Raw genomic sequence first — 13,691 nt, forward strand, 5'->3', positions numbered from 1 at the left:
CTACCTTACCAGGTTCACCGAGCCTTTTTTAGTGATACTGCTGCCATCCACTAATACTATGTTGGCAACGTACATATAAACACCCGATGGCTGAATTTGTCCTTTATAGTCGCCTTTCCATCCTTCTTCTTTATTGTTGGTTTCAAAAATCTTTTCGCCCCACTGGTTAAATATGGCCAGGTGCATAGAGCTGATAACACCACCACGAATAATAAATACATCGTTTAATCCGTCGCCATTCGGTGTAAAGCCGGTTGCGGCGAATATCTGATCCATGATAGTGGCGCCCGTTACAGCTGTTGAAGTGGCGTTACGGCATGGTAATGCCGCTATGGCTCTTACCAGTATGGTCACTTCTTTTCCTGGCAGTAAGCCAGCCACTGTATGCGTTAAACCAGTGCTTCCGGATGAAGGCGTAGTCCAGGTAGCTCCACCATCTATAGACACTTCATATCCTATAGCATCGGTAACAGACGCCCATGCAAACCTTACTACATTCACACCAGCCGAATCCACTATTACTACTGGTATAGCAAGCGTTGCAAAGCTGGTCACCACCAAACGTAATCTTGGAGCAGTTGTACAACCATTGGTATTCACCGCTTCGAGATAGATATAGGTGTTAGTGGCCGGAGCTGCAAAGCTGTAGGTAGCACCGGTATGTACAGGCGCACCACCCGTTTCGGCAGCATACCAATTGTAGGTAACTCCGGTAGCCGGCGCTGTTACAGCAAATGAAACAGTGCTGTTGCTACAGGTTGCCACAGAATCATTATCCACCGCTAACTGCACTTCTGGTTTTACGGTTACATTGTTAGCAGCATCTGCCACACAACCATCTTCCGAAATAGCCAGCAGTTTCACTGCGTAGGTAGTATCTGCTGTAATAGTGTTGTTTATTAACTGGTAAGCAGGCTCCTGCTCTGTCAGCACCGTATCGTTGATATTCCATTTCCAGTATTTCACCGGAGAATTACTTTCGTTAGATGCCGTTGGATGGAAGTAAGCAATATCGCTTTGACAACCGGTGTAATTCACCGTGAAACTTACCTGTGGCTTACCTTTTACAGTAACAGGCAATTTGGTTTGCGCCGTGTGGTTACAGCTGCCAATGCTGCTGTGTTCAAACGATACCGGTATTTTGTATACGCCGGTTTGAGAGAATACATATTCACCAGGTAAAGAGTATGCATAGTAGGTTTTACCATCTATTACGGTGGTAGAGTCTTCTACCGGGCCGTATTGCACCACATCTGCTGCCGGTGTAATATTAGTGATCTCACTTAATTTCCAGGTAAGTACATCAGGCTTCACGGCCAAGCGTATGCTTATGTGGAACGGCGTTCCTACACAAGTATAGGCACTGTAATTACCACTGGAATCGTACACGTTGGTAATGCCTGGCATGGTTTGCAGATTGTTGATGACTGCACCCACCGTATAAGAATAAGCGCCACCGTAAATAGATCTGCCCAATAACATGGCCTGTACAGGATAAGTGCTTCTGATACTATCTACAGCATCAGCTCCCACCCATCTTTTTACAACTACCGTATATCCGGGCTTGTTAGGATGCGGATAAGTGAGATCGAACGTGTTGCTGCCATCAATAAACAGGCTGCTTACACCTTCCGTAGGCACAATTACGTTTAAGTAGTTGTCAGCAATATTATTGTTGCCTTTCATTCTTACAAACTCCGCCTTGCGAATGCCTTGATTCAGTGGTACCAGCACGGTCATATCCGGCATGGTTGACTGAATATTACACTCATAGTTATCAGAAGCCATCATTTGTGTAACCATCACTGGCTGGCTGGCTTCTATATAATCAGCGGTACTGCTTACATGGGTATAGTAACCATTTTCCAGCGTGCTTTGTACCACACCATTCACCTTCACAATAGTAGTTGCATCTTTTACCGCAATACGGTACACCGTAGGCAGCCCTACCGCAATATCATCCCTGCTGGGCAATGGCGCAGTAAGGTAGCTGGTTCCCCAGGCCTGTACCGGCGTATTTTGCACCCACATATAATCGCTGAACGGTGGTGTAAAGTAGCTATCCGGATTACACACATTCACAAACCCATCGTACGCACCGGAGAATACCGCTACCGGCGCACAGCTGCCATCCGTATTAGTAATAGCCCTGATTTTAGTACCGGATAAATCAAATCCTTCAAAGGCTGACTTGGCTGCACCCCATAAGGTATATATTTCTCCTCTTTGCAAAGTAACCGCAAATGGCACACCCGCTTTACGGCCTGCATAAGTAGGCACCGATGGGGTAATTTCCACTGTGGTGTTATCGTAATCGGCAATTACCGATATCCAGGTATGATCTCCGCCAATAATATTTTGCTTATAAATAGTAGGATAATATTCGTATCCGTAAATACCCGCCGGCATCAACATGCTGGCCCCCATGCCCTGACCTCTGGCATAAGCATAAGCTGCAACCGCTACATTACTTTCAATACTGATGCCCCTGTCAGACCAGCCTTCGCCTGTAAGCAGCGCGCTGCTGTTGCCGGAGTTGGGAATGGCATCGGTAAGCACAAACGTATGGGCAGGTACATGGTAATTACGTATCCAGGTAGTGCCATTGATTTTAACTACAATGTCAGCGTCTGTATCGGCACCACCTACATACACGTTTAAGGAGTCTATTTCAGCACCCAGTGCATAAGGTACCCAAAAACGCGTACCCATGTTAGAGCTATCTGTTCTTACACTGTCTACATCTGCATAAGGGCTCTTAATAGAAGCATTGGTTAAACCAGAATATTTATCCAGGAAGGAAAGATTATCTGCCGAAATAACATTCGCGTCAATATCCACGCTGCTGTTGGCTTCCACACTCCATACATTGGCTGCATCTGTTTTACCAAACCGGATTCTTGATTCGTTATCAATATAACCTCTCCACGAAGCAAAATAAGGTTGCTTAATAGAATAGCTATACGCTCCCGCAGCAGGCACATCTGCATCTACATAAAAATACATGAAGTCGGTACCGATTGGTAAGCCTGTAGGCTGAATGCCGGAATAACGTCTTAACGTTACAGCACCCGCCGGTACAGTAGCACCCCAGTTAATAATGGATACTACATCGGTACCAAATGTAAACACCTGTTGGGTGTTAGCAGCAGGCACGGCTGGTGTAGCCACGGCTGCCGGTGGCAATGAAGTAGGTAAAAATTCATACGCACCCAGGTCAGGCACACCCTCTTTTAATGTTACCGGGCGCACATTGCCATTAAAGTCATAATTGTTATTCTCTATCTGCACCCCACGACCATGCATAGCCCATACGCCCGGCGCACTAATGTTAGGGCTTAATGTAGCATCGCTGGTAAAGGCAGGTGCATATACAATAGAATTTCTGTCAATATCAGTAGCTGTTTGCCATGCACTGAGGCTGTTATAAGTGGTAGAACCTACCTGCGCCAGCACAGTACCTGAGCTATACAGCATGTTATAATCGCTGTTGGTGTAACCGGCATTGCCAATACGCAGCGCCCTGCCACCGCCTGCATGCGTGAATATATTATTACGCAGGTAAGCCTGGTAGCTGCTGGTAGTATTGTTAATATACGCAGCAAAGTTGTTGGTAGCCGATGTGGCCGTGCTTTGTATAGAGTTGTTATAAGCCCTGGCAGCGGCACTGGTGGTAATATACCAGCCATAGGAGTTGGCAGCCGCTGTTTTAATGCTGATAACGTTGTTTTTAAACTGCAGGTAAGTAGTAGTGGCATTGTAAATACCGTATAAAGAAGCGGTATTACCACCCACTGCATTTACCAGGTTACCTTCTATTTTACCCGGCTCTGCGGTATTGGCAGTACAAACAGTAGTGTAAATACCATATGCCACACTGCTTGTTGTTGCAGTAGAAGTGATGGTAACCCGGTTTTTACTTAACTGGTAAGCCGCACTGTTGGAAGTATAGATGCCATAGAAAGCAGTATTCGCTGCCGGTGAGAATGGAATAGCAAGTGGCACTATGTTATCTGATACGCTAATGGTATCGCTATAATTGGTATAAATACCATATTGGTAAAAGCTTTGTACGGTATTGCCTGCGATAGTAACATTTACTCCACGTTTGGATGTAGTGCCCGCTATATGAATGCCACGTGCACCATTAATAATAGTATTACCTGCCAGCGTCAGTTTTTTACCCGTGAAGCTATTGCTGTATATTACCGATCCTGCTTCGGCAGTGTTGGTAGTAGCCACCCCGGTAACAATGCAATTGGCAATACTGTCAGATGATGCCGCACCTTTCAGCTCTATTACTTTTATAAAGCTGGTACCGGTGTTTATTACCGACATGGTTTTGAAGGTAATAAAGCTGGCAGTATCAAATAATACCACATAGTTGCTATCGGAAGTGCCCGGTGCAGAAACTTTTACCGAAGTAGCATCGCCATTAGCAGCCTGGAAAGTAACACGGCTAACATCTGAAGCACCCGGAATAGCTTTAAACGTAACTTTTTCGTTGTAGGTGCCAGGTGCCACATTAAATGTAACTGCACCCGTAATGCCACAGCTCATAGCAGAAACTGCACTGGCAAAAGAAGAGAAATCTGCTGTGCCCGTATTGGCAATAGAATACACGCCAGCCGGGAATGCAGCGTTCAAATCAATTTTAACCGAAGTAGAAGTAGCCGTTTTGCTACCACATATAATTACACAACGGTAATAGTTGCTTTTATACACAGGTATAGTAAGCTCAGGCACAAAGCTGGTATCACCCATATTGGTATAGGTGCCGGTTTCGGTAGTAGCTTCCTGCCATACATATCGCTGGTTACCGTTTACGGTGTTACCAGTAAGGGTAAATTTAATTTTAGTACCCATACAAATACCGGTGCGTGGAGTGGCATCTGCTGTTCCCGCAGTAATCACATCCGCACAACCAGGCACTGTAAATTCATAAGCGCCCACATCCGGCGTAGTAGTACTACGGGTGGTGCCTAAGATATCGTTGACAACACTTAATGGAGTGCCCGTGTTATCTAAGGGAGCAATGGTAGGCGTTAAATCACCCGCTGCTGCATTGGTGAAAACAGGATTTAACGTGGTAGAAGCGTAATCGTTTTTAGCAATATCCCTCCATTCAGCCAACGTAGCCCTTGCGCCAGAAAAATACCCGATATAGTTATTGCCGCCATCACTGCTGACATATAAGTTGTTTTTGTCGGCACGTAAAGGCGCTTCTTCTGAGGATGCAATGTATTCAGCATACTTGCTACCTGCGCCGCCCCTTACAATGTTCACAATGTTGTTGCGGAAATACACTTCACCGGTGTTAACGGTGTATATGCCACAGGTAACAGAACTGCTGTTAGAAGCACGGTTATCTAAAGAGAAGGTGTTGTGATAAATTCTCACAAACCTGCCCCAGTTATAATACAAACCGTACTGCGGCCCTTCACCATTCACATTGTAAATAATGTTATTGGTGATCCAGTTAGTGTAGGTATCATCCTGCTCGCTCACATAATCGAGGTAGAAACCGTAAAAAGTGCTGGTGGATGCAGGATTACCCCCAAATGGATTTGTAATGGTATTAGCGTTGATATGGACATCACCTACCGTATTTGCCATTCTGATACCAGTAAAGCTGGTTACCGTGTTACGGGTAGGGCGTGAAATAGTATTACCCTCGATGGTAAAAGAAATTACCGCATCACAGTATATACCTGTGCTATAGAAGTTAAGGATCTTGTTATTTAATATACGGTTGCGATACACCGGATCGTAATAAGGTGCCCCTACTACAGTTATACCATAATAGCCACCCATAATAGTGTTCTTTTCAAACAGGTTGTCGTGGCTACGGGCGCTATGACCATCTACATCATACTCAGCCAACGGATCATCATCCATTGCACTTAACACAATACCCACATAAGAGGTGGATGTTTTGGTAGTATCTGTAATGATGGTACTCCTACGAATAATATTGCTATCGGCATTATTAATCAGCTGTACGCCATAGCCATAAGTTCCGGAGCCGATGGCATTTACTACCAGGCTATCAAAAATGATATGCTTGATATTACGCAGTTTAATAACTGCACGTTCTTCCGAAACCGAACTGCTATATTTAATGGTATTGCCATTTCCTTTAAAAGTAACGGTATTAATAGCAGTAGCGCCTTTTACAGGACCACTCATTAGCAATTGCTCCTGGTAATCGCCGCTGTTAGGCGCAACTTCAAACACAATAGGGCCTGCGATACCACAGCTTAAAGCAGTATAGGCATCATTGAAACTGTGGTAGTTGCCACTGCCCGTAGGAAGCGCTTTATTAATAGTATAGGTACCTGCTGGCAGGAAAGGAGAAACGCTGATAGGCACGGCATTGGAAACAGAAGTTGCCGCACCGCAGGTTACCACTACACGGTAATACTGCAACACTCCTGTTGTAGTAAGATCAAGTGTAGGAGTAGGCAACGCACTACCCAGGTTGGTGTAAGTGCCGGTTTCGGTAGCACTGTATTGCCACTGGTAGGTTTGACCATAGCCGGAAGAGTTGCCGGTTAAATCAATATACAGTTTGGTATCCTGACAAATGCCGTTAGTAGAAGGTGTTGCTGTGCCTGCTGTAGCAGCGGCACAGCCCGCTGTAGTAAATTCCAGCGCACCTGCATCGGGGGTTGCTGCATTACGGTTTACATTATTAATATCTGTGGTAATAGCCACATTGGTACCTATGTTATCGATAGAAGAATTGGCAGGCGTTAAATTGCCAGCCGCTGCATTTACAAACAAAGGATCTGCCGAAAGCGAATGCGCATCCTGCCCGGCAGCTGCTGCAAAATCAGATACAAATAATTTACGTTGCCCGTTCACCATACCTACCTGGTTGGTTTCGCTGCGGGTAACATAATATACGTTGTGGTCGCCGCTGTTGGCAGAACCATCCACAAAAGAGATAGCCGTTTTAGGCATAATCCCTGTGCGGGTAATAGAAATAATATTGTTATTGAATTTAACACCGCTGGCCCCTTCCTGGTAATAACCAATGATGGGGTTGGTGCTGGCAACAGCCGAGCCATCGCCATCTAAAGAAATAGTATTGTGGTAAAAAAATACGCTTTGCGAATTCAGGTTGTAAATACCATACAGGCTACCACCACCATTTACATTGTAAATAAGGTTATTGCTTATGATGTTTTCTAATGAACCTATGGCGTTAGCCGTAGTTAAGTTGATACCATAAAAAGTAACATCCGGACTACCTCCGTCAAAGAAATGGCTGATCTTGTTTTTGCTGATCACCATTTTGGTGTTCAGATTGGTAATATAAATACCACTGATGCCCGACCAGTAGCTACTGGTAAGCCTTGCATCACGGGTGATGGTATTACCTTCTATTAAAGAGTTGAAAGAATAGGATACATAAATAGCAGCTGTATAAAAGTCTTTAATGATATTACCCTTAATAGAGTTGTTGCCATTGGCATTATCATAACTGCCAGACAGGGCAATACCGTAGTAACCACCGGTAATAGTATTGTTAGAAAAAGTATTATTATCACAAAACGCATCACCTGAAGCAGTGGGGTTGGTAGCGGATGAACTTACAGAGATACCAATATGGCTATTGCTGCCGGAAGTAGTATTCACCGTAATATTACAACCATTAATCACGTTAAAATCGGCATCGTTGGTTAACAGCACACCGTAGCTGTAACTGCTTCCGGTAGCAACGATGTTAATATTATTGAACGTAAAATAATCTGCACCGTCCAGTTTAATCACCGCACGATCAGCATTTTGGCTGGCGGCATAGGTAAGCGCTACACCATTACCGTTAAAGGTAACCGTGTTGGTTGCTGACATACCGGTGATATTTTTAAAAATCAATTGTTCGTTATAAGGATTGCTGCCTGCATCTACATTAAACACCACTGGCCCGCCAATTCCGCAACGAATAGCGTTATATGCATCGGTAAAAGAACGGAAGTTGGTAGTGCTGGCAGGAATTTTATTATTGATGGTATAAGTGCCGGAGAACGCACCGGGTACAATCACCTGCACGGGTGCAGATGTGGCAGTGCCTCCATTGGCACAGGTAACCACCGCACGATACCAGTTGCTGGCTGTTTGAGTTAATGTTTGTGTGGCAGAGGTAGCCCCGCTGATATCGCTAAAGCTGGTATTGTTGGGTGATGATTGCCACTGATAGGTTAAACCCGTAGCGGTAGAAGCGCCAGGTAAATTTACATGGAAGGTTTCGCCAGAGCACAGGCTGGCAATATCGGTAGCTGCTGTTCCGGCAACCAGGCTGGCGCTGGAACAAGGCGGCGCGGCTGACCAGTTAAAAATAACATTGGGCCTGCTGGTTTGTGTGCCTCTTTCATCCGTAGCAGGAATGCCACATTGAGGGCCATTAAAGTCTTCACCATAGGTTCTTGAACCGTTAAAGGTTAAACCCGTTGTCCATTCTACCAGCCTGTTGGCGCTGGTTAACATAGACTCAGACTGATCGTTACAGACTTCGATGATAATATTGTCGGCCCCGTTCCAGAAAAACGGAGAGCTTAATGTAAAGGAGTTTACACCTAATACAGGCATATAACTGGCAGAAGTGTAAATAACATTACTGGCTGTTGCCCAACCGGTAGTGCTTAATGAGCTGGCCGTGGTGGCGCCAATTTTAATGGTCATATTCTCTTCCGCAGAAAGCGCAGCATCGTAATACATACCCAGATCCAGCACGGTAAACTTAATTGCATTAATGGTTCCTGCAGTCATACCTGCTGCCGTCATTTCCGATGCACGGTACAGGAATTGTGTTCTGGTAGAATGCGAGGCGTCTGCAAAAGGGGTGGGATACTCCCAGTCGGAGTTAGAAGTTGTGCCCGTTCCTATTTTAGTATCCACCTGTGCCTGAACAGGTTTGATAGAGAGTAACAGTAAAAATGTTAAAAAAGTAACATAAATAACGTTCTTACAATTCTGCATAATATTCCCAGTTAGTGTTGGTAATTGCCAAAAGAAGTGTTGGTGGCTATTTCATGGGTTGCAACAGATTTTACACCAGTGGTAAAATTATCCAGTGTATCTGACGAAGTTGTAATTGGAAACATTCAAATAAAAAAATGAATGTAAACCCCTATTTTAGTGCCTGCTACCTCCCCAATTATGAAAAATGCCGCTGAGAAAACGGATATATAAAAATGTGGCATATGAAGTGGATTTGTACAAAACCTTGGCTATGGGCAGCCAAAAGCTGGATAGGCATGCTTTTGCTGCTATCGGGTTCTGTAGTATATGCACAGGATTTTATTGTTAACCCTACAGAACGAACCGATACCAACCTGATTAAAAGCTATCTCAAAAAATCGAAAGACTTTTTGGATACCCATCCGGACAGTAGTTATTACTATCTGAACCAGGCTATGATAAAAAGCTATACTGCCAATTACAGCAAAGGCATTATCGGTTCGCTTACCGAGCTGGCTGCTTTTCACTTTGGCAGCAGCACCGACCTGTCTATTAAGTACGGCAATATGGCTATGGTAGAATACTATGCCCGAAACTCGCCCAACTTTAATAATGTACTGTACCGGCTTTACAACATACTGGCCAAGGCGTACGAAACCAAAGGCTTAATAGATTCATCGGCCCGCTATTTCTACCTGATGAACGATGTAATAGAGGATGGTAAAATTCCGGCCAAATCGTACTTCGCTTTATCCTTATACACCCAGCTGGCCTTCTTCTGGTTGAACACCAACTGGGACATTAACGGTGGGTATATTGAACCAACCCAGTATTTTATTAATAAAGCGCGGATAGCCGATGAAGGTACCCGCGACAGTATTTCCGATCTCAATTTTGTTACCTACGCCCTGCAAGGGGCTTATTATTACAGCATAGGCAATTACGATTCTTCCTTGTATTGCCAGCAGGAATACATGCGGCTGCGTGTAAAACATAAATTAAACAACGCCACCTGGGATGCTGCCACGTACCTGAACATTGCCGAATGCTACATGTACCTGAACCAGCCAGCCAAAGCACTGGAATACATTCATAAAGAACTGGCGCTGAAAGAAGCACTGGCCAGTAATGTACGTTACCTGGCCCTGGGTTACTTAGCATTGTCCAAAGCTTACTTTATGCAAAAAGACTTTGGCCGCAGCGTAGCTACTTTTGAGAATGTATGGACCATGTACGACCCTGCCGATTTCCAGGGCCGTGAAATGATTGAAGCCTGTGGCACCGCTGCCGATGCCTATGCAGGCATGGGCAACCTGGCAAAAGCACTGGAATACAAAAACACTTATATACGCCTGAAAGACAGCCTGATGAAAAGCGATAAGGTGGATATGGTAAACAGGCTGCAAATTAAATACCGCATCAGCGAAAAAGATAAAGCACTGGCCCAGCAAAAGCTGGCCACTACACAAGCCGAAAACAGTGTGCGCCAGCGTAATATATGGATTGCGGGCATTTCTGTGCTTACCCTGGCCATTGCCGCCCTGTTTGTGTTATGGCAAAGAAACAACCGCCAGAAGCAACACCTGCAACAGGAAAAAATAAACAGCTTTCAGCAGCAAATAGAAATTGCACAACTAAATGCTACCATTGAAGGCGAAGAGCGCGAACGCTCGCGCATTGCCCGTGAGCTGCACGATGGCATTGGTGGCCTGATGGCGGGTGCGCGTATGAACTTTGAGATGATTAAGAAAACACATCACCTCGAAAACGAAAAGGATTACCAGGATGGCCTGCATTTGCTGGAAGAAGCTTCCAGCGAGTTGCGCAAAACGGCCCACAACATGATGCCGGAAATTCTGTTGCAGGAAGGCCTGGTAGTAGCTGTGGAATACTTTTGCAGTAAGGTGGCCAGTAACAGCCCTACCCGCATCTTTTTTCAAACCTCGGGCACAGTGCGCTCCTTTAACCCACAGTTTGAGCTTACTATTTACAGAACCATACAAGAGCTGGTACACAATATTCTAAAACACTCCAAAGCCACAGAAGCTTTAGTACAAATGGGCTTTAGCGATACCATTTTTGATGTAACCGTAGAAGATAACGGTATAGGCATGCCATCTGATATTATGGAAACCGCCAAAGGCATGGGTTTAAAAAGTATTGCCGACCGCATAAAAGCTTTAAACGGAAGGCTGGAAATACAAAACTTACCCGATAGTGGTACAAGTATTTATATTGAAGTAAGTTTGGAGCAGCAAAACCAGGCTTCGTAATGATTAAAGTAGCAATTGCCGACGACCATTTCATTGTTTTAAACGGCGTTCAGAAAATTCTGGCTTCCACTAACGACATCACATTAACAGGTAGTTATAAGAATGGCGATCTACTGATAGACGCTTTAAAACTGGAGCAACCTGATGTGCTGCTATTGGATATTCAGATGCCTGGTAAGAACGGAATTGAGCTGGCCGGGATCATTTCTAAAAAATATCCGGCCATAAAAATCATTGCGCTTACCAATGTAGATGTGCTGGTGCAGGTAAAGAAAATGTTGAAACAGGGATGCATGGGCTACCTGTTGAAAGACGTAGAACCAGACATATTATTAAAAGCGATATATACAGTAAACTCCGGCGAGCAGTTCATTTATGAAGAGCTTAAGAAGCAATTGATCAACAAAATGACATTTTCGGCCAGCGAAAAGCTCATCACCCGCCGGGAAAAGGAAATTTTACAATTGATTACCGAAGAGTATACCAATCCCGAAATAGCAGCAAAGCTGCATATTAGCCCTCACACTGTAGAAAATCATCGCAATCACCTGTTACAAAAGCTGGGTGTAAAAAACACGGCAGGCTTAGTAAAAGCGGCTATAGAACAAGGTTTGGTGTAATTAAAACCACCAATAAGTTGTATATTCCGTTTTTACTATCAAGCTTATTTTGTTCGATGGCACGTATCAAGACTGACAAAGATGTAACGCGCAGGGAAGTGATTACCAAAGCCGCAGCCAGCCTGTTTAGGGAGAAAGGCTATAAGGCAGCCAGCATGCGCGACCTGGCCGTAAAAGTGGGTGTAGAAGCTGCAAGCTTATATAACCACATTCGCTCCAAAACCGAGTTGCTGCACGATGTATGCTTTAACATTGCCAATTTATATTGGGAGCATATGGGCCAGGTAGAAACTTCAACTGCTACTGCCCATGAAAAGGTAGAAAGATTGCTTCGTTTTCACATTCACCAGATGGTTGACAATTATGAAGAGGTATATGTAAGTGACCGCGAATGGCGTCACCTGGCAGAGCCTTATCTTTCTAATTATAAAAACCAGCGCCGCAATTACCGCAAGCGTTTTGCAGCCATTATTGAAAAGGGCATTGATCAAAACGAGTTTAAACAAATAGACGCTCCTACTGCCGTATTAATTATGCTGCACGCGGTGAGCGGTATAGACTCGTGGCATCGCTCGCGCGAAAAAATAAGCGCAGAAGCCCTGGAAGAGAATATGGTTACGTTGCTGATAGAAGGGCTGAAAAAATAAGTTTGCCGGCCTCTTGCTATTGCTTGCTAATGACTTCTAACTTTTGAATTTACCTTGCCACATGTCTGTACACTTTGAGAAACTTCGCATAAAAGATATTCGCAAAGAAACTTCCGATTGCGTATCCATTGCCTTTGATGTGCCTGAACCACTACATTCAGCATTTCAATACAAACAAGGACAATACATTACCCTTCGCAGTTATTTGCATAATGAAGAATTAAGGCGCAGCTATAGCCTGTGCAGTGCCCCTTACGAAAAGGAATGGCGCATTGCTGTAAAGAAAACCCCGGGCGGCCTGTTTTCGGCCTATGCCAACGACCAATTAAAGCCGGGCGATGTACTGGATGTAATGCCGCCTATGGGCCGGTTTTACACCGAAGTAAATGCCACCCACAAAAAGCGATATGTGTTGGTAGCCGCTGGCAGTGGCATTACCCCGGTTATTTCCATTCTTAAAACCATTTTACATAGCGAGCCCGATAGCGAATGCACCTTAGTATATGGCAACCGCAACCGGCACTCCATTGTATTCAGGGAAGAACTGGAAGCACTGAAGAATAAGTATATCAGCCGTTTTCGTCTCATTCACATTCTCAGTCGCGAAATAACCGATGCCACCATCAACACCGGCCGCATAGATGCCATTAAATGCGACGAACTGTTTACCCGCATGGTGAGCACACAGGCCGATGAATACTTCATTTGCGGCCCCGAAGAAATGACCTTGTGCGTAAAAGAATTCCTGCTACAGAAAGACGTTGACAGCCATCACATTCACCTGGAACTGTTTACCGCCGGCAATGCCCAAAAACGCAATGCCCAGGCCAAAGCATCTGCCGACAACAACGAACCCGCCAGCCGCGTTACCGTAAAACTGGATGGCCGCAGCTTCGACTTCGATCTTTCCTATAACAGTGACAACATATTAGACGCAGCCCTGCATCACGGCGCCGACCTGCCCTACAGCTGCAAAGGCGGCGTTTGCTGCACCTGCCGCGCCAAACTGGTAGAGGGTGAAGTAGACATGGAAGTGAACTATGCACTGGAAGCAGAGGAAGTAGCGCAAGGCTATATCCTAACCTGCCAGTCGCATCCGAAGAGCGAGCGTGTAGTGGTGGATTTTGATGTGAATTAATTACTTCTCATAGCCCTAAACAGGGACAAAAGAAAGGGCCTTTAGT

Annotated in this window: 5 protein-coding genes; 4 read left to right on the forward strand and 1 reads right to left on the reverse strand. The window is 45.0% G+C overall.

Going from position 1 to position 13,691, the window contains the following annotated elements; all coding sequences use genetic code 11:
* Positions 1-8,985 carry a T9SS type B sorting domain-containing protein gene (locus FLA_RS25835; RefSeq protein ID WP_076375773.1) on the reverse strand — a complete coding sequence of 2,995 codons (8,985 nt, stop codon included), beginning with the start codon at positions 8,983-8,985 and terminating at the stop codon, positions 1-3.
* A 224-nt stretch (positions 8,986-9,209) separates the two neighbouring features.
* Here FLA_RS25835 and FLA_RS25840 point away from each other — a divergent pair, with 224 nt between their 5' ends.
* The 4 genes from FLA_RS25840 to paaE all read left to right on the forward strand — a co-directional run bounded on the left by FLA_RS25840 (position 9,210) and on the right by paaE (position 13,645).
* Complete coding sequence (locus FLA_RS25840) at positions 9,210-11,240, forward strand: tetratricopeptide repeat-containing sensor histidine kinase (RefSeq protein ID WP_076375775.1); 2,031 nt, start codon at positions 9,210-9,212, stop codon at positions 11,238-11,240.
* A complete protein-coding gene (locus tag FLA_RS25845) occupies positions 11,240-11,860 on the forward strand; it encodes a response regulator (protein WP_076375777.1) in 621 nt (206 codons plus the stop codon). The genes FLA_RS25840 and FLA_RS25845 overlap by 1 nt, the downstream gene beginning before the upstream one ends.
* 56 nt (positions 11,861-11,916) lie before the next feature.
* The gene (locus FLA_RS25850; protein ID WP_076375779.1) at positions 11,917-12,507 is read left to right on the forward strand and encodes a TetR/AcrR family transcriptional regulator; all 591 of its coding nucleotides are present in this window, start codon (positions 11,917-11,919) and stop codon (positions 12,505-12,507) included.
* A gap of 61 nt (positions 12,508-12,568) precedes the next feature.
* Positions 12,569-13,645: a 1,2-phenylacetyl-CoA epoxidase subunit PaaE gene (gene paaE, locus FLA_RS25855; protein ID WP_076375781.1), complete on the forward strand. Its 1,077-nt coding sequence runs from the start codon at positions 12,569-12,571 to the stop codon at positions 13,643-13,645.
* The last annotated feature ends 46 nt before the right edge of the window (positions 13,646-13,691 follow it).

The sequence above is a fragment of the Filimonas lacunae genome, from assembly GCF_002355595.1.
GTDB lineage: Bacteria > Bacteroidota > Bacteroidia > Chitinophagales > Chitinophagaceae > Filimonas > Filimonas lacunae.

Excerpts from the sequence above, each read along its gene's own strand:
- FLA_RS25850 (WP_076375779.1), top strand. The coding sequence starts at position 11,917 with ATGGCACGTATCAAGACTGACAAAGATGTAACGCGCAGGGAAGTGATT.
- FLA_RS25840 (WP_076375775.1), top strand. The coding sequence starts at position 9,210 with ATGAAGTGGATTTGTACAAAACCTTGGCTATGGGCAGCCAAAAGCTGG.
- FLA_RS25835 (WP_076375773.1), bottom strand. The coding sequence starts at position 8,985 with ATGCAGAATTGTAAGAACGTTATTTATGTTACTTTTTTAACATTTTTA.
- paaE (WP_076375781.1), top strand. The coding sequence starts at position 12,569 with ATGTCTGTACACTTTGAGAAACTTCGCATAAAAGATATTCGCAAAGAA.
- FLA_RS25845 (WP_076375777.1), top strand. The coding sequence starts at position 11,240 with ATGATTAAAGTAGCAATTGCCGACGACCATTTCATTGTTTTAAACGGC.